This is a genomic window from Methylonatrum kenyense (assembly GCF_023195885.1).
In the GTDB taxonomy this organism is placed as follows: Bacteria; Pseudomonadota; Gammaproteobacteria; order Nitrococcales; family Aquisalimonadaceae; genus Methylonatrum; species Methylonatrum kenyense.
Genome location: NZ_JALPKO010000008.1, coordinates 85,136 through 105,063, shown reverse-complemented (window position 1 = coordinate 105,063; position 19,928 = coordinate 85,136). Strand labels below are relative to the sequence as shown.

At 68.0% G+C, this 19,928-nt stretch carries 3 protein-coding genes; all 3 read left to right on the top strand.

What is annotated here, in order from left to right:
* Positions 1-34 precede the first annotated feature (34 nt).
* From M0534_RS10775 to M0534_RS10765, 3 genes are read left to right on the top strand one after another with little or no spacing between them, the layout of a single operon-like run.
* Positions 35-7,726 carry a type I polyketide synthase gene (locus M0534_RS10775; RefSeq protein WP_248568435.1) on the top strand — a complete coding sequence of 2,564 codons (7,692 nt, stop codon included), beginning with the start codon at positions 35-37 and terminating at the stop codon, positions 7,724-7,726.
* Complete coding sequence (locus tag M0534_RS10770) at positions 7,719-13,592, top strand: type I polyketide synthase (protein ID WP_248568434.1); 5,874 nt, start codon at positions 7,719-7,721, stop codon at positions 13,590-13,592. The genes M0534_RS10775 and M0534_RS10770 overlap by 8 nt, the downstream gene beginning before the upstream one ends.
* Entirely contained in the window at positions 13,589-19,927 is a 6,339-nt protein-coding gene (locus M0534_RS10765) for a type I polyketide synthase (protein ID WP_248568433.1), read from the top strand. Before M0534_RS10770 ends, M0534_RS10765 begins: the two co-directional genes overlap by 4 nt.
* Position 19,928: the final 1 nt, after the last annotated feature.

Genomic DNA, 19,928 nt, shown 5'->3' with positions numbered 1-19,928 from the left:
CAGCAACGGATCGGCACGGGGTGAATCAAAACAGATGACCGAACAACTTTCGCCGCTCAAGCGCGCGTTGCTCGAATTCGAGACATTGCAAGGCCGCGTTCGCGAACTGGAGGCCCGGCAGGCCGAGCCCGTGGCGGTAGTGGGTATCGGGTGTCGTATGCCGGGCGGGGTGGATTCGCCGGCGGCCTTGTGGCAAATGCTGCGCGATGGTGCGGATGCAGTCTGCGCGTGCCCCCCGGTGCCACGCCCCGGTTGGCCGCAAGACGGCGAACTTCCTCCCGCCGGCTATCTCAGCCTGGATCCCGGCGCATTTGATCCGGAGTTGTTCGGTGTCTCCCACCGGGAAGCGGCCAGTATCGATCCCCAGCAGCGTATCGCCCTGGAATGTGCCTGGGAAGCGCTGGAGAATGCCGGAATTGCCCCCGACAGCCTGCGCCAGACTGCCACCGGGGTCTTCATGGGCATCACGGGCAGTGATTACGCCCAGATCCAGGGGCAGGCGGCGAACAGGAGGGAGTTGATCCACGCCCATTACGCCTCCGGTGTGGGGCTGTCCATGGCCTCCGGCAGGATTGCTTACCTGCTGGGGTTGCAGGGGCCGGCACTGTCCATTGATACGGCCTGCTCGTCGTCCCTGGTGGCTACCCACCTGGCGTGTCAGTCCCTGCGAAACCGGGAATGTAATCTCGCCCTGGCGGGAGGTACCAGCCTGATCCTGGGGGGCGATCTCACCGCCGCCTTTCAGGCGTCGCGGATGCTGGCGCCCGACGGCCGCTGCAAGGCCTTCGATGCGCGCGCCAATGGGTTCGGTCGCGGCGAGGGCTGCGGTGTGCTGGTGCTGAAGCGGCTGAGTGATGCCCGGCAGGACAATGACCCGATATGGGCGGTGATCCGCGGTTCAGCGTTGAACCAGGATGGTCCCAGCAGTGGACTAACCGCGCCCAATGGTCCATCGCAGGAGGCGGTGATTCGTGCAGCCCTGGCGCAGGCCGGCCTGGAGCCGGCGGATGTGGGCTATGTGGAAGCCCACGGCACCGGCACGGAACTCGGCGACCCGCTGGAGGTTCAAGCCCTTGGCGCCGCCTACGGCCGCGGCCGTGAGGACGGCAAGTCGGATCTGCTGATCGGTACCATCAAGGCGAGCCTTGGCCACCTGGAGGGTGCGGCGGGTATCGCCGGGCTGATCAAGGCCATTCTGGTCGTGCAGGCCGGTGAGGTTCCCCGGCAACTGCATTTCGAAACCCCGAACCCCCATATTCCCTGGGAATCGCTGCCGGTTCGGGTGGCGGCGGAGCACCAGCCGTTCCCGGCCACGGCCGACGGCAAGCGCCGGGCGGGGGTCAGTTCCTTCGGTTTCAGCGGCACCAACGCCCACATCCTCGTCGAGGAACCGCCGCCCGCACGGCCGGTGGAGATCACGTCGGCCCGACCGGTGCCGGTGCTGCCGCTGTCGGCGCAGACTCCGGCAGCACTTGGTGCCCTGGCGGCGGCCTGGGCCGGAGCCCTGGCCGAGACCAGTGCTCCCCTGGCGGATGTCTGCCATACGGCCGGGGCGGGTCGGGCCCACCTGCCGGAACGTCTCGCCCTGGTGTGCAAATCACGGGACGACACGCTAGCCGCGTTACGGGACTTCGCCACCGATCCGGATCAGCCGCGGCCGGGACGTTTCCGGGGCAGGGCGACCGGCGACGTGGCGCGCCCGGTCTTCCTGTTTACCGGCCAGGGTTCGCAGCGGGTTGGTATGGGGCGGGAGCTCTATGCCCAGGAGATCGTGTTCCGTGAGGTGATGGACCGTTGTGATGCCGTCCTCAGGGAGTCCTTCGATATCCCTTTGCTGGATATCATGTTCGGCAGGATCGAGAACGCGGAACCGGCGCTGATGCGCACTGCGGTCGCCCAGCCGGCGCTGTATGCCCTGGGGCTGGCGCTGGCCGAGCTTTGGCAGAGCTGGGGTGTCCGGCCAGCAGCAGTACTGGGCCACAGTGTCGGCGAGTATACGGCGGCTGCCGTTGCCGGGGTCCTGTCCCTGGAGGACGGTCTTCGAATTGTTGCGGACCGCGGCCGATTGATGGACGCCCTGCCGGCCGGTGGCGCGATGCTGGCCGTGGCGGTAGGAGAGGGGCGGGTTACACCACTGCTGGCGCCCCATGCCCACGCCATGGGCCTGGCCGCAGTTAACGGCCCCGATGCCGTGGTCGTCTCCGGAGAGGCCGCAGCGGTAGACCTGCTGGCGGCAGAAGCCCGCGCGGAGGGAATCGACTGCAGCAGACTTAAGGTGTCCCATGCCTTTCACTCCCATCTGCTGGATCCGATGCTGGATGGATTGCGACAGGTCGTATCCCGCGCCTGCTTCCGGCAGCCGCGGGTGCCGCTCATTTCCAATCTGACAGGACGTCCCGTCAGCGCCGCGGAGCTCGCGGATCCGGCGTACTGGGTCCGTCATGCCCGTGAGCCGGTGCGTTTCCATGCCGGTCTGGAATACGCCCGGGAACGGGGTTTCCGTACCTTCCTGGAATGCGGTCCGGCACCCGTGCTCTGCGGTATGGGCGCCAGGGCAATGCCTGACACCGAGCTTCACTGGATCGGCTCGCTGCGCCGCGACGGCGACCAGGGCGAACACCTGGCCGCCGCCGTGGCTGCCCTTTACGCCGCCGGCGGGACACTGGACTGGCGGGCCAGGGACATGGGTCGGGAATACCGCAGGCTGCGGTTGCCCACTTATCCGTTCCAGCGCGATCCCCTGTGGGTGCCCCTGGTGCCGCAGCGTGACGGCGTGGCCAGTCCGGCACGTCGTCGCGAGCGACATCCCTTGCTGGGGGACCGGCTGGTCAGCCCTGGCGGCGGCTGGTGCTGGGAGGCGGCCATGACCGGAACCAGCCCGGTATTCCTGGCGGATCATGCGGTCAACGGCCGGATCATCGTGCCGGCTGCCGCCTACCTGGAGATGGCCCTGGCCGCGGCCCGCCGTGGTCCGGGCTGGGCCCGGCCCGAGCTGCTGGACTTCACCATCCTGGCGCCGCTGGTCCTGGACGATCGCATGCGCGCGGTGCAACTGCGCATCCAGCCGGTTGCGGATGGGCCTGCGCGGCTGACGGTGCACAGCATCGGCGAGGACGAACAAGGGTTCACCCTGCATGTGGACGGCCGTATCGCGCCCGGGGAGCCGCGGGGGCGGGATGCGGTGGCCGTTGCCAGCAAGTCGGCTTGCGGTTCGCAATATCTGGACGCGGAGGCTTTCTACGCGCGGTTGAGAACCCGGGGGCTGGATTTCGGCCCGGCCTTCCGGGGTGTTCGCGGTGTGCGTTTCGGTGACGGCGAGGCGTTCGGCGAAATCGCATGTGCGGAAGCGGTCACCGATGCCGATGCCGGGTACTGCATCCATCCAACGGTACTGGATGCCGGATTGCAGCTCATGGTAGCGGCGCTGGACGGCCGTGGTGGCGACGACGAGGCGCTCTATCTGCCGGTGACCGCAGAGCACATTCGCTTCGGTGACGGTGGCGTGCCGGTAACCAGCCACGTACGCCTGGACGACCAGGGTGTCGGTGACGGCGCAACCCTGTCCGCCACCATCCGGATGGACGATGCGGACGGTACGCCGGCCGTTAGCATCCAGCGCCTGGTGGTGAAACGCGCGCCACCCGGGTTTGGCGCCGGTGCGTCATCCGCCGGCAGTGAGGCCACCTACCGGATACGCTGGTTGCAGGAGGAGGCGGGGCCGAAGCAGGCAGTCACCGCCGGGCTGGACAGCGCGGCTACCGCCCGGGACCTGACAACCGCCATGGCGGACCTCCTCGCCGGTGATGCCGGTCGAGCTGTCGACGCATTCTATGCTGATCTTCGCCGACTCACGGTCGCCTACATCGTCGAGGCGCTGCAGATGTTGGGCTGGAAGCCAGCCGAGGGTGACATTGTGCAGGCCGGGGATCTGGTGGCGGCGCTCGGAATCCTTCCACGCCACCAACAGCTTGTCTCCCGCTACCTGACAATCCTGGCGGAGCAGGGAGTGCTGCAATCGGGGACCGACGGCTACACGGTCCGGATTCTGCCCGAACAGACGGTGTCGGCGCTGGCGGAGGGTATCGCAAGCCGTGATTACGCATCCAGCCCGGAGTTTGCCGTGGTCCGGCGCTGCGGCGAGAACCTGGCAGCAATGCTCGATGGGCGGGAAGACCCTCACGGAATCCTTTTCCCGGGCGGCGACGCGCGGGACCTCGCCGCGCTCTACCGGGACACCCCGGTGGCCAGGGGGTTGAACGGCCTGGTCCGCGATGCGGTGGAGACGGTGCTGCGCAGTGCCCCGGCCGACCGGCCTGTTCGCCTGCTCGAGATCGGCGGCGGCACCGGCGGCACCACCGCCCATGTGCTGCCGGCACTGCCGGCCGGGCGGTTCAGCTACCTGTTTACCGATATCGGTGCGCTCTTCGTCTCCCGCGCCGCCGAGGAATTCGGCCATCACCAGGGCACCGACTTCCGGGTTTTCGATCTGGACAAGGATCCGGAGGTTCAGGGTATCCCCACGGGTGGTCACGACGTTGTGCTTGCCTCGAATGTGCTGCATGCCACCCGGGACATCCGTGCCTCGCTGCGCCGGGTGCGGGAGCTTCTGGCCCCGGGCGGTGTGCTGATTGCCCTGGAAGCAGTGGAGCCGGAGCCGTGGCACGACCTGACCGTGGGCCTGCTGGACGGCTGGTGGGCTTTCACCGATACGGACTTGCGGCTGGACTACCCGCTGCTGGACCGCGCCCGCTGGCGACAGGTCTGCGGCGAGCTGGGTTTCTCGGTGACGGTAACTGCCGCGCCCGGTGAGGGGGACTCGGTAATCAGTCGTCAGGCACTGGTCATCGCCCGCCGCGACGACGATCCGGGCACGGTGGTACTGCCGGAGTCGGCGCGGGCGTGGACGGTGTTGGCCGATCGGGGTGGTACTGCCGCGCGGCTTGCCGACGATCTGCGCCGGGCCGGTGCCACGGTCGAGCTGCGCGAGGTCCCACCCGTTGCCGAGGATTGCGCCGCGCTGATCCAGCCGCCGTCTGGCACTACGGATGTGCTGTATTGCTGGTCTCTGGATCAGCCGGTCGGCGAGGCGGTGAGCGAGGAGGGAAGTTCGCTTGATCTGTGGGGCGAGGGCCTGCTGCGCCTGCTCCAGTCCCTGGCCGCCCTGGGTGATGCCGCACCGAGGCTGCACGTGCTGACCCGCGGGGCGATGCAGGCATCGGTGGTCGATACGGTAGCGAATCCGGCCCAGGCGAGCCTCTGGGGCATGCTCCGGGCTATCCGTGTGGAACGGCCTGAGATAAGCACCCGGATTATTGATTTGCCATCAATACCAGATAAAGCGCTTGAGGCTAGTCTGGTGACTCGCCTGGCGGTTCCTGTGACCGAGCCCGAGTTGGCCCTGCGTGCCGACGGCTTCCAGCTGCCGCGACTGGAAACGTTGCCGTTGGAGGACATCGCATCGGCAGACGCCGAGCCGTCGCGGCTCACCTTCGGCCGGGCCGGGGTGCTGGACGAACTGCATTTCGAGCCCTGCCCGCGCACGCCGCCGGCCGACGACGAGGTGGAAATCGAGATCGAGGCGGCCGGCCTGAACTTCCGCGACGTGATGCATGCCCTGGGGGTGCAGTACGTCGGCACCCGTCTGGGCGGGGAATGCGTTGGCGTGGTGCGTCGTGCCGGCAGCGCCGTCCATAACGTGGCGGTGGGCGACCGGGTCATGGCCGCGGCCGGTGCCTTCGGCGATTTCGTCAATCTGCATGCCGACCTGGTCGCCAGGGTGCCGGAGCGGTTCTCCATCGCCGCCGCGGCGACCATGCCCATTGCCTTCCTGACCGCGGATCATGCGCTGCGCCACGTCGGTGGCATGCAACCCGGCGAAACCGTGCTGATCCATGCCGGCGCCGGCGGCGTGGGCATGGCCGCTGTCCAGCTTGCCCTGGCGGCCGGTCTGCGCGTGTTCGGCACCGCCGGTACCGAGCACAAGCGGCAGCTGCTGCGCGACATGGGCGTCGAGGCGGTGTTCGACTCCCGTAGCCTGGACTTCGCGGAGCAGGTGCTGACCGTCACCGATGGCCGCGGAGTTGATCTGCTGCTCAACAGCCTGGCGGGGGAGTTCATCCCGGCGGGCCTGCGAACCATGGCGACCAACGGGCGATTCCTGGAATTGGGCAAGACCGGCATCTGGGATCAGGAGGCGGTGGAACGGACGGCGGGGCTGCAATCCGGAATCCGTTATCTGGTGGTGGACCTGAGCCCCCTGATCGAAACCGAACCGGACGCCATCCAGCGTGGTCTGCAGGCCCTGGTGCCGCGTTTCGAGCGTGGCGAACTGAAACCGCTGCCCCATCGCATCCTGCCCATGAACCGTGCGGTGGAAGCCTTCCGGGACATGGCCGCGGGCCGCCATGTCGGCAAACTGGTGCTGGCCCGGACGCCTCGTGGCGAAATCCCCGCCCGGCCGGATGGCAGTTACCTGGTGACCGGGGGCCTGTCGGGGTTGGGGCTGCTGGTGGCCGAACGGCTCTGCCAGCGGGGCGCCGGCCGCTTGCTGCTGGTGGGGCGCAACGCCCCGGACGATGATGCCGTCGCCTGTGTTCGCCGGTTGCAGGAGCAGGGCACGGCCGTGGAGGTCTTGCAGGGCGACATGGGTTCGGCGGCGGACCGGGCACGCGTTCTCGCGTCGGCGCGAGCGGACCAGGCTCGGCCGTTGCGCGGTCTGGTGCACAGTGCGGGCATGCTCGACGACGCCTTGCTGCCGGAACAGAGCTGGGAGCGCTTCCGCCGGGTCTTTACGGCCAAGGTTCATGCCAGCACCGCCCTGGCCGCGGAAACAGCGTCTGATCCGCTGGATTTTCTGGTCTTCTTCGCATCCATCTCCGGGGTTTTCGGCTCGTCCGGGCAGGCCAACCACTCGGCGGCGAACGCCTACCTGGACGCGCTTGCCACCTCCCTGACCGCTGCTGGACGGCCGGCGCTGTCCATTGCCTGGGGCGCCTGGAGCGGCACCGGCGCCGCTGTCCGTTACGGCACGGTGTCCCGCGTGGCTCAGCGGGGTGTGCTGGAGATCGCCCCGGAGCGTGGCCTGGCGCTGTTCGAACAGCTAGCGGGCCAGTTCCGCGGCGGCAGCGTGGTGGCTTCGCCTATGGACTGGAACGCCTTTATGGCCTCCCTGGGCCGGCACAACCCGCTGCTGGACGGGTTCCTGCGCGCCTCGGTGCCGGCCTCCGGCAGCCGGCGCCAGGATCAGCCGGCATCTCGCGAAACCATCGCCGCGGCAGTGGCCAGGGCGTCTCCCCGCCGCCGCATGCAGGTCCTGCGCAAGGGCGTGGAACAGTGCGTGAGCAGGGTCCTGGCGCTACCCGCTGGCCGGGTGCCGGACGGTGGCCAGCCGCTGGGTGAGGTCGGCCTGGATTCCCTGCTGGCAGTGGAACTCCGCAACGCCCTGGCCAGCGAGATCGGGGAATCGCTGCCGGCAACGCTGCTGTTCGATTTTCCCACCGTCGATGCGCTGGTGGCGCATCTGGCCAACCGGATGATGCCTGAGGACGAAGCCGAAGACGGCGCCCCGTCTGCCGCCGCTGCGGAGCGGCAGGCGGCGGAGTCCGGCAGACGGGAGCAGACGGCCCGAAGCAGGGGGTCGCTGTCGGTGCTGGACCTGGTGGAAGGCTTGTCCGACGCGGAGGTTGCGCGGCGGTTTCGGGGACAGACGGGTACCGATCATGAGTGATTTTCTGGAACGCATCGCCAAGCTGCCGCCCGATCGACTTGCCCTGCTGGCGGCGGAACTGAAGGACCGGCTGGACCAGGCCGAGGGCACCGCCGCGCGGGACCAGGAACCCATCGCCGTGATCGGCACCGGCTGCCGGTTGCCTGGTGGCTGCGATGGTCCCGACAGCTACTGGCGGTTCCTGCGGGACGGGAAGGATGGTGTTCGCGAAGTGCCGGCGGAACGCTGGGACGCGGATCGGTTGCGGGACGCCGACCCGGATGTGCCCGGCAAGATGGTGACCTGCCGAGGCGGGTTCCTGGACGATGTCGAGCATTTCGATGCCCGTTTCTTCGGCATCGCCCCCCGGGAAGCGGTGAGTGTCGACCCTCAGCATCGGCTGTTGCTGGAAGTGGCCTGGGAGGCCCTAGAGAACGCCGGTCTGGCCGGCGATGCGCTGACCGCGGTGCCGGGTGGCGTGTTCGTGGGCCTGTGCGGGCACGAATACTTCGAGCTGATGCTGGAACATCCCCTGGAGGAGATCGACAGCTACTACGCATCGGGGGTTGCCGGCAGCATGGCCGCCGGCCGTATTGCCTACCTGCTGGGACTTTCCGGGCCCGCGCTGACCGTGGATACCGCCTGCTCTTCATCTCTGGTGGCGGTGCACCTCGCCTGTGAAAGCCTGCGTCGCGACGAGTGCGGCTTCGCCATCGCTGGCGGTGCCAACCTGCTGCTGGGGGTGGAGACCATGATCACCCTCAGCAAGGCGCGCATGCTGTCTCCGGACGGCCGCTGCAGCACTTTCGACGAGTCGGCCAACGGCATCGTCCGCGGCGAGGGTTGCGGCGTGGTGGTGCTCAAGCGCCTGTCGGATGCCCAGGCGGACGGTGACACCATCCATGCGCTGATTCGTGCCACCGCAATCAACCAGGACGGCCGTTCCAGCGGAATCACCGCGCCCAATGGCAGTGCGCAGGAGGCGCTCATGCGGCTGGCCCTGGAACGCGCCCATCTGAGTGCCGGCGATGTCGACTACGTGGAGGCGCACGGCACCGGTACGCGTCTGGGGGACCCCATCGAGGTGCGTGCCCTGGGTGCGGTCTACGGCCAGCGCGACGCTGAAAGCCCGTTGCGCATCGGTTCGGTGAAAACCAACTTCGGCCATCTGGAGGCAGCGGCGGGCGTCGCCGGACTGCTCAAGGTGATCCTGGCGCTTCAGCACCGTCAGATCCCGCCGCATCGCAACCTGCGTCGCCGCAACCCGCTGATCGAGTGGGAGCAATGGCCCATTGACGTGCCCACCACGCTGACCCCCTGGGAGGAGCCGGCGCGGGGCGGACCCCGCCGTGCTGCGGTCAGTTCCTTCGGCTTCAGCGGAACCAACGCCCACTTGATCCTGGAGCAGGCGCCCGCGCCACCGGAGGTGGACGAGGCGGGAGGCGACGACGGTATCCGATTGCTATCCCTGTCGGCCCGCACCCCGACTGCACTCAAGACGCTGGCGCAGCGCTATGCCGATGCGCTGGAGGGCGGCATACCCGGCAGCGGAACCTTCCGCGACGTCTGCAAGACGGCAGCGATGGGGCGGGCTCGCTTCCAGGAACGACTCTGCGTGACGGCGGCGACCGGTGACGAGGCGGCCGTCCACCTGCGTGACTGGTTGGCGGGACAGCGAACCCGGGCGGTACTGGCGGGACGTGCCACCGGCAGCAGGGAGCCTGTCTTTCTGTTCACCGGCCAGGGGGCGCAGTATCCGCACATGGGTCGGGATTTACTGGACAGCAGTGAGGTGTTCCGTGATGCCTTCCTGCGCTGTGAACAGGCCCTGGAATCGCTGCTGGAGACGCCCCTGCGGGAGGTGCTGTACCCCGTCGGAGAGGACCAGGTGGGTCGGGCGGAAATCCTGCTGCAACAGACCGCCTATGCGCAGCCGGCACTTTATGCGGTGGAATACGCCCTGGCGGAACTGTGGCGGTCACGCGGGATCGAGCCGGCGGCCGTGGCCGGTCACAGTGTCGGGGAGTTCGTGGCCGCCACGGTGGCAGGCATGCTGACCCCGGCGGATGCGTTGACCCTGGTGGCGACGCGAGGCCGGTTGATGCAGAAGGTGGCCGACGGCGGGGGAATGGCTGCGGTGATGGCCGATGCAGCCACCGTGGAGGCCGCCCTGGCGAATCATCCGGCAGTCTGTATTGCTGCGTTCAATGCGCCGGAGAACACGGTGATCTCGGGGCCGCACGAGCCACTGGAAGCAGTGCTGGGCCACCTGTCGGGCAATGGTGTGGAGGTGCGCCGGCTGCCGGTTGCCGGCGCATTTCACTCGGTCATGATGGAGCCGGTGCTGGACGACTTCGAACGGGTGCTGGCCGGCGTACGCATCGGCGTGCCAGAGATCCCAATAGTGTCCACCTGTACCGGCGAGCTGATGGATGACGGCGCGTGGGCGTCACCGGCGTACTGGCGCCGGCAGATGCGCCAGCCGGTGCGGTTCGCCGACGCTGTCCGCTGCCTGCGCCGGGAGGGATTCGACACCTTCCTGGAAATCGGTCCCCGGCCCACCCTTTGCGGCCTGGGCCAGGCGACCCTGGGGGACGACGGTTCGCTGTTCGTTCCCTCTCTGCGCCAGGGCCAGTCCGAGTCCCGGGAACTGGTGCGCGGCCTGGCCGCCCTGCACGTCAATGGCATCGAGCCGGACTGGAACGCGCTGTTGGGCGAGCAGCCTGGTCGCCGCGTTGCCTTGCCAAGCTATCCATTCGAACGGAGCCGTTACTGGCTTGGTTGGTCCCGGCGGGCCTGCGGCGAGACCGCGGGCACCGCGGCGGCGCAGAGCCGGGATGAAGGCGACGGTCTGCTGTGGCTGCGCCGCTGGATAGACGATCCGGGCGGTTCCGGGGTAATGGACCCGGAGGCCGTGGTGGCGGTGCTGGACGATCGTGTGGCTGGCCTGGTTGAGGCTCACGGCGGCGCGATCTACCGCGATTTCTTGCCCCGACTGGACGCGCTGTGCACCGTCTACGTGGTGCAGGCCTTGCGCGAAATGGGGCTGAAACTGATCCCCGGGGAGACCCTGGAAGAGGGCGACCTGCGGGATCGCCTTGGCGTGTTGCCCGAGCACCGCCGGCTGTTCCACCGTCTGCTGGAAATTCTGGCGGAGGACGGGTTGGTATCCGCCGCCGGAGCCAAGACCTGGCAAGTGGAGCGCGTGCCCGAGGCGGCGGAGGTAGGGGCCATGCTGGATGCCCTGTGCACGGATTTTCCTGCCTGTCGCGTCGAGGCGGAGATGACCGCCCGGTGCGCCGGGGGGCTGGCTGGTGCGCTGCAGGGAAAGACGGATCCCATGGAGTTGCTGTTCCCTGAGGGCTCGCTCGAGCCCACCGAGCGCCTGTATGCGGACACGCCATCGTTCCGGGTCTTCAATGGCCTGGCTGCCGAGGCGGTGGCAGCCCTTGCGCGAGCCGCGCAGGGCACCGGGCGGTCATTACGGATTCTGGAGATCGGCGGCGGCACTGGTGGTACCACATCCCGCCTGCTGCCATTGCTGCGGGATCTGGAGGTAAATTACCTGTTCACCGATGTCTCGCCACTGTTCCTGGAACGGGCTCGGGACAAGTTCCAGGCGTACGATTTCCTCGAATACCGGCTGCTGGATGTGACGGCCGATCCCGGTGGCCAGGGTGTCACCCCGGCGAGCTTCGACGTGGTGCTTGCCTCCAACGTGCTCCACGCAACACCGGATCTGGCCGAAACCCTGGCCCGCGTCAACGACTTGCTGGTGCCGGGCGGCACCCTGGTGCTGCTGGAAGGGCTGCGGCCGCAGCGTTTTGGCGACCTGACGGTGGGACTGACCGATGGCTGGTGGTCGTTCACGGACACCAGGCGGCGCCCCGGTTACGCCCTCATGGACCGCAAGGGCTGGCTTGAGCTGCTGCAGGACGGCGGCTTCGATACTGCTGTCCTGCCTCGGGCCGAAGCGGGTGACGGCGGGTTGCTGGATCAACAGGGCGTCATCCTGGCCAGGCGAGGCAACCGGACACCGATCGCGGATTCCCGCAACGGGCGGTCCTGGCTGGCGGTGGTCCGCAAAGGTGGAGAATCGGAACGGCTGGCCCTGGGGTTGCGGAAGCGGGGGCTTGCGGTGCGAACCATCGACGCCCTGGCTGTGAGCGGCGCGCAGCCAGAAGCCGGCGAGGCCTATGCCGGGGCACTGGCGTCCCTGGGTTCCGAGGACGGACCGGGGGGCTTGCTGCATCTGTTGTCCGTGGATGAGACCAGTGCGCCGGATGATGATGCGACGACCGCCATGGCCCGCCAGCAACGCAGTATCGGCAGCGCTCTTGGATTGGTCCGGGCGGCGGTGGACGCCGGCAACGTCGAACTGATTTTTCTTACCCGACTGGCGCAGGCCACGGACGGCGAGGCAGTGGATCCTGTCGGCGCGCCGCTCTGGGGAGTGGCCCGCACGGTGGCGGTGGAGCATCCGGATTTACCATGCAGGGCCGTGGATTTGCCGGCGGACTGGGAAAGCGAACTGGACGCCCTCGCAGATTTGCTGCGGGGCGGTGCTCCTGTGACAGAGAACGAGGTCGCCCTGCGTTCCGGCCGGCGACTGGTGGCCCGGGTCACCCGGCAGGCTGTCGGGCAGGCTGCCGTTGCCCCGGACCCGGAGGGCAGCTACATCGTTACCGGCGGACTTTCCGGCCTCGGGCTTGCGGTGGCCCGCTGGCTGGCACAGGGCGGTGCCGGTCGCCTGGTTCTCTGCGGCCGCAGTGCGCCCGGTCCCGAGACCAGGGATTTGGTGGATCAGCTGCAACAGACTGGTGTGGACGTCCGGCTGGTGCGGGGCGATGTCGGAGATGGTGATTGCGTCGCCGCGCTGATGGACGCCGCCGAATCGAGCCGGCTCCGGGGTGTGTTCCATTGTGCCGGCGTTACCGCTGACGCGACCCTGCTGCACCAGAGCTGGGGTCAGATGGCAGAGGTCATGAACGCCAAGGTAGCCGGCGCCTGGAACCTGCACCGCGCCACCTGCGACTGCCGTCTGGACCATTTCGTGCTGTTCTCCACCGGCGCAGCCTTTCTGGGTACCGCCGGACAGGCCAACCATGCGGCGGCCAATGCCTACCTGGCCGGGCTTGCCCTGCATCGGCGGGCTGCAGGATTACCCGGGCTCGCCATCGACTGGGGTGCCTGGAGCGAGATTGGTGCGGCTACCCGCGGGGATGTGATCCGCCGGGCACGTGCCGTGGGCATGGACACCATTGATCCCCGCAGGGGGCTGAACCTGCTTGGTCGGCTCATGGCCGGGGACTGTTCACACGTAGCGGCCCTGGCCATCGACTGGGACGTGTTCCTGTCCCGTTATCCCGTCCTCGCCGCGCGGGGGGCATTCAGCTCCCTGTTGACCCGCCGGAGCGGTGCGCCGGCCGGGGAAGCGGTTGCTCCCGAGCGTGCCGAAGTGTCGGCGGAGCAAGCTGCGGCCGGCGAGCTCTCGCGGGACGTGCTGTCGGCCTCCGCGGGTAGTCGTCGGCAGGTCCTTTTCGATGGTTTGCACCGTGCCGCCGCCCGAGCACTTGGCTTGCCGCCCGGGGAAAGTATTGACCCGGGACTGCCGCTTACCGAACTGGGGCTGGATTCCCTGATGGCGGTGGAGCTGCGCAATGCCCTGGGCACCCAGCTGGGCCGCAGCCTGCCGGCCACGCTGCTGTTTACCTACCCGACCCTGGAAGAATTGACCGGACACCTGCTTTCCGGATTCGGAATGCCCTCGGAAGAGGAGGACGACAAGCTGCGGCCACCGTCCCCGTCGGTTGACGCGCTGGACGAGGATGAGCTGGCGGAATTGCTGGAGCGCAAGCTGAAGCTGCCCGGAGTTGAGAAGCAATGAACGAGTCGGGCGAACGGAAAGACCTGTTAAAACGTGCCTTCCTGCGCATCGAGGAACTGGAGCGCGAGCTGGAGTCAGGGCGCGACTTCACGCGTGAACCGCTTGCCATTGTCGGCATGAGTTGCCGATTTCCCGGTGGCGCCAATACGCCGGAGGATTTCTGGCAGCGATTGCAGGCGGGTTTCGACGCGACCTGCGAGATTCCGGCGGATCGTTGGGACGTGGATGCCTACTACGATGCGGACCCGGAGGCGGCGGGATGCATGTACACCCGGCGGGGCGCCTTTCTGGACACGCAGGTGGATCGTTTCGACGCCCAGTTTTTCGGTATCGCGCCCCGCGAGGCGGATGCCATGGATCCGCAGCAGCGGCTATTGCTGGAGGTGGTCTGGGAGGCCCTGGAACGCGGTGGACAGGCGTCATCCCGATTGAGTGGCTCGGCCACCGGCGTGTTCGTCGGCATGACGGCCCATGACTGGGCCCACATCCAGGACCGCGGCACTGATACGACCTACATCGATACCTATTACGGCACCGGGACTTCCCACAGCGTCGCCGCCGGCCGTATCGCCTATATCCTGGGTCTGAAAGGACCGGCCCTGACGATCGATACCGCCTGTTCCTCTTCACTCGTGGCATTTCATGCCGCCTGCCAGAGCCTGCGGGCCGGCGAGATTCGCATGGGCATCGTCGCCGGCGTACTGCTGATGCTCACACCCAACGGCCACGTGATCGCCTCCAGCGGACGGATGCTCTCCCGGGACGGTCGTTGCAAGGCCTTCGACGCCCGCGCCGACGGTTACGCTCGCGGTGAGGGCTGCGGCGTGGTGCTGCTCAAGCGCCTTCGTGACGCTCAAGCCGACGGCGACAACATTCTCGCTCTGGTGCGTGGTACGGCCAGCAACCAGGACGGCCGCAGTGCCGGGCTGACGGCGCCGAACGCACGGGCCCAGGAGGAGGTGATCAGTGCCGCGCTGAAGGCCTCGGGTCTGGAGCCACGGGCGGTGAGTTACGTGGAGGCCCACGGCACCGGAACGGAGCTGGGTGATCCCATCGAGATCCAGTCGCTGAGCGCGGTCCATGCCGGCCGCGATCGAGACCTGCCGCCCCTGTACGTGGGCGCGGTGAAGACCAACATCGGCCACCTGGAGTCGACCGCCGGGATCGCCGGTGTCATCAAGACAGTGCTGGCACTGCAACACGGGGTGATCCCGCCCAACCTGCATTTCGAGACGCCCAATCCGCATATCCCCTGGGAGACGAGTCCCGTGCGCATCCCGACGGAGCCCATCCCGTGGCCGGTCATTGACCGCCGTCGGATTGCCGGGGTCAGTTCCTTCGGCTTCAGCGGCACCAACGTGCACGTGATCCTGGAGACGGCGCCCACGGTGGAGGCAAGCGAGGCGGAGGGGCAGCCGAAATTACCCGCGGTCTACGCGTTGTCGGCCCGGACCCCGGCGGCGCTTGCCGAGCTGGCAGGCCGGATTGCCTCCCGCCTGGAGGCGGACCCCTCCCTGGATCCGCAACGCGTCGCGTCCACGCTGAGCTGCGGGCGGAGCCACTGGGAACACAGGGCGGCCGCGGTGATCGACTCACATGCCGGCTTGCTTGCCGCACTGCGGGAGACCGCCGACGGCGGCGCAGATATCCTCCGCGGTGAGGCCCTGATCAAGCGTTCGCCACGGGTGGCCTTCCTGTTTACCGGCCAGGGTTCGCAACGGCCGGGAATGGCCCGGGAACTGCTCGCCACCGATCCGGTGTTCCGCACCGAACTGGAGCGCTGTGACGCAATTCTCCAGCCCTTGCTCGGACGTTCCATCCTGGAGCTGGTGCGGGCCGACTCCGAGGACGCGGAGGCTGCCGCTGCGCTCCAGCAGACCCGGGTGACCCAGCCGGTGCTGTTCGGTGTGGAATGGGCGCTGGCCAGGATGTGGCGGTCCTGGGGCGTGGAACCGGCTGTTGTCATGGGACACAGCCTCGGGGAATACGTGGCCGCTTGTGTCGCCGGGGTGTTCAGCCTGGAACAGGGCTTGCGCCTGGTGGCGGCCCGCGGGCGGCTGCTCGGAGAACTGCCGACGGGTGGCGCCATGGCGGCAGTCTTCGCCGACGAGGCGACGGTGCGTGCCTCTCTGGAACCCTTTGCCGGGCGACTCGACGTGGCCGCGGTCAACGGCGCGGCCAACACGGTGGTCTCTGGCGAGGAGGCGGCCGTGGAGGAATTGTTGTCGACCCTTGGTCGGCAGTCGGTGGAGGGGAAGCGGCTGGTGGTCTCCCACGCCTTCCACTCCCGGCTGATGGAACCCGCCCTGGAGACGTTCAAGGCCGTCGCCGACGAGATCCGGTACCGGTCGCCGCAGATCGACCTGATACTCAACCGCACGGGGGCACGGGCCGAAGCGATACCGGATGCGGACTACTGGGTCCGGCATATCCGTGAACCCGTCCGCTTTGCGGAGTCGGTGGCGAGCCTGCGCCAAGCCGGCGCCACGGTGTTGCTGGAGTTGGGTCCGGCACCAGTGCTGCTGGGGCTGGCGGCGGCCTGCCCCGGGGCGTCGCCAGCCGAGGTTTACGCGCCGTCCCTGCGACCGGGGCGCGATGCCGCCTGGTCCACCCGCGAGGCACTGGCGAGCCTTTACGTGGCCGGCGTCCCTGTCGCTTGGGAGCGGATCCCGCCGGGTCGCCTGCAAGCGGTGGAGTTGCCCACCTATCCGTTCCAACGTGAACGCCACTGGCCGACACTGCAGCGCAGGAAGAAACAGCTGCCCGCAGACGGGCATCCATTGCTGGGCCTTGCGTTGCAATCGCCACGGCTGAAGGGGGCGGTGTTCGAGGCCCTGCTCGACGAGTCGGATCCCGACTGGGTGGCGTGCCACAGGGTCTTCGGCCGTGCCGTGCTGCCGGCCACGGCCTACCTGGAGCTGGCGCGGGCCGCGGGAGCCGCCTCCGGCAGGGCGTATCCCGTGGTGGAGAACATCCACATCCTGGAACCGCTGGCGGTGACCGCTCCCCGCCGCGTCCAGACCCTGATCGACGGCGACCGCCTGGAAGTGGTGAGCCGGGCCGCGGAGGGGGATGAATGGCAGACCCACATGGTTGCCCGGCTGGTGGACGGGCAGGGAAGCAGCCCCGACCACACCACGTTTCCCAACGAAGCCGGCGAGATCTGGGATTCCGCCGAGTACCTGGCGCGGATCGAGGCGGCCGGCGTGGCCTATTCCGGGCCGTTCCGCTCCCTGGGGCGGATCACCCGGGGCGAGGGCTGGGCGCGGGGGGAGATCGATGCCAGCATGCTGCCGCTTTCGGAGAAGCGGCATTACGGTGTGCACCCGGCCTTCCTGGATGCCGCCTTTCAGCTCTGCGGTGCCTGCCTTTCCGCCGAGAGCAGCGTCTACCTGCCGGTGGATATCACCGCCTATCGGGTGATTCCGGGGCAGGCGCCGACGGAGTTGCAAGGCCTGCAGGCCCTGGCACTGCTGCGGGAAGGCGATGCCGGTGCATCGCAGTTGCTGTGTGATGTCCGGCTGACGGATGCCAGCGGCCGTGAACTGGCCCGAGTGGACGGCATTCGCTTCCAGCGTGTCGGGACACCGGATGCGCTGCTCGAGCGTCGGGTGCTGGAGACACTGTACGAGGTGCAATGGACGGACTGTCGGATCCCCGAGGCATCGGTTGCTGCCGGCCTCTGGTACGTGGTCGGTGACGGTGACGACACTGCGGCAGTGGTCAGGGCCTTGCAAAGGCTGGGGCGCACCGCCGAGCATCGCTCGCCGGACGACGCCCTGACTGCGGACCCCTCTCCCGAGGGGATTGTCTTTGTCGCCCCCACAGCGGGGACGGAGATGCGTGCAGCCGAAATCGGCGGTGCGCTCCGCCGCTCGCTGGAGCCATTGCATCTCCTGGGCCGGGCACTGGCAGAAGCAAGCCTTCCCCCGCGGCTGTGCGTCGTCAGTCGCGGTGCCGTCGCCGTGGCCAGAGGCGATACGGTGAATCCCGTGAACGCCGCCCTATGGGGCCTCGGCCAGACCATGGCGGCAGAAATCCCTGCCGCCGGCTGTCGCCGCATCGACCTGCCGCCCGCTGCTGTCGGCTCCCTGCCGGCGGGACTCGCTGATGCGCTGTTGATGGACGGACCAGAGGACCGGCTTGCCTATCGCGGCGAGGACTGGCGGGCGGCCAGGCTGGTTCGCTATGGCAGCGAGTTTGTTCGCCAGGCCAGGGTGCGCCCGCAACCGGCCTACCGGCTGGAGGTGGAAGAGCAGGGACGACTGGACAGGCTTGCCCTGGTGCCGGACCGGCCCCAGCCGCCGGCAGCGGATCAAGTGCAAATCCGGGTTTGTTCCACCGGTCTCAACTTCCGCGATGTGCTGAACGTCCTGGGAATGTATCCCGGCGATGCGGGTCCCCTGGGCAGCGAGTGCGTCGGAACGGTGGAGGCTGTGGGAAGGTCGGTGCGTGACCTGTCACCCGGGGACCGCGTGATGGCGATCACCCCCCGGGGCTTCTGCTCCCTGGTCAACGCATCCGCGGCCGTCACCGTGCCGGTGCCGAAAGGGATGTCAACCGGTGCCGCGGCTACCATCCCCATCGCCTTTCTCACCGCGGACTGGGCGCTGAACGTGCTCGGCGGCATGCAGGCCGGGGAGCGGGTGCTCATCCACGCGGCGGCCGGTGGCGTGGGTATGGCGGCGGTGCAGCTGGCACGTTTGGCCGGTGCCGAGGTGTTCGCCACCGCCGGCAGCGAGCGGAAACGCGCTGTGCTGCGCCGCATGGGGATCCGCCATATCTATGACTCCCGGTCCGTGGATTTTCGCGAACAGATCCTGGCGGATACTGATGGCGCGGGCGTTCACCTCGTGCTCAACGCGCTCACCGGTGACGCTATCCAGGCCTCCTTCGAGGTGTTGTGCGACGACGGGCGCTTCCTGGAGATCGGCAAGACCGGCGTATGGGACGAGGAGCGCGTCCGTGCGCTCCGGCCCAATGCCCGCTATCACGTCATTTACCTGGGAGAGGCCTGTGCACAGGAGCCGGAGCGGGTGCGTGCCCGGTTCCTGGCGCTGGCGGACCGTTTCGCGGCGGGCGATCTGCAACCCTTGCCGGTACAGCGGTTCCTGGTGGATGAGGCGGTGGAGGCGTTCCACTACATGGCCCAGGCCCGCCACATTGGCAAGGTGGTGCTGTTCGATCAGATTTCGGAGGCGGACCGGTTGAATGGTGGTGCGGTCTGGATCACCGGTGGAATCGGCGGACTCGGGCTGGCCATTGCCCGCGACCTGGTGAACCGGGGGGCGCGGCAACTGGCCCTGACCGGTCGAAGCGGACCATCGGCAATCGCCCAGGATGCCATCGACGCGTTGCGGAACCTGGGTGCGGATGTGCTGGTTGCCGAGTGCGACGTCGCCGATATCGACAGCATGCGTCGGGTGCGTGACCAGATCGAGGGAAAAGGCTGGATGCTCCGCCACGTCCTGCATGCCGCGGGCCAGCTCGCCGATGGCGTGCTGGCGACATTGGATTGGGAGGATTTTGACGCCGTACTCCGCGCCAAGGCCGTGGGCGCACTGAACCTGCACGAGGTCACTGCGGATCTGCCCCTGGAATCCTTCGTGCTGTTCTCGGCCGGGGCCGCGCTTCTGGGATCCCCCGGGCAGTCCAATTACGCTGCGGCCAACGCCTTTCTGGACGGCCTGGCACAGTGGCGCTGCGCTCAGGGACTGCCCGGGACCGCCATTGCCTGGGGGCCGTGGAGTGTCGTGGGGATGGCGGCCCGGGCGAGACTCGACTGGAGAGATCATGGGATGGAGCCAATATCCCCGGAACTGGGGACAGCGGCGTTCCGGCGCCTGCTCAGAGACGGGGCTGTCCAGGCGGCTGTATTACCCATCAACTGGGCCAGGTTCCCCATCGAAAGGCCAGGAGGGGGAAGGGCCCCGTTTTTCGATCTTCTGGCGGACGAAGGATATTCCGGCGGCCGTGCTGCACCGGAGAGGTCGCCGCAGATGCTCGATCGCGCCGAACTCAACGCCATGGAACCCGCGGAGAGACTGGAGTGGATAACCCGCTATATCCAGTCGGCACTGGCCGGTGTGCTTCGGCTGGATACCGACAAGATTGGTACCGGGGCGGATATTGCCGATTACGGATTCGATTCGCTGCTGGCGGTGGAACTGAGGAACCGGATCGAGACGGAGGTCGGAGTCCTGGTGCCGGCGAGTTCGCTGTTGATGGGCATGACCCTGGCCGACCTGGCCAAGGAACTGTCGGAAATGATCGCCAGGACTGACGCAACGCCAAACCGGGTGGACGAAAGCGTCTGGACGGAGGGCGAAATCTGAT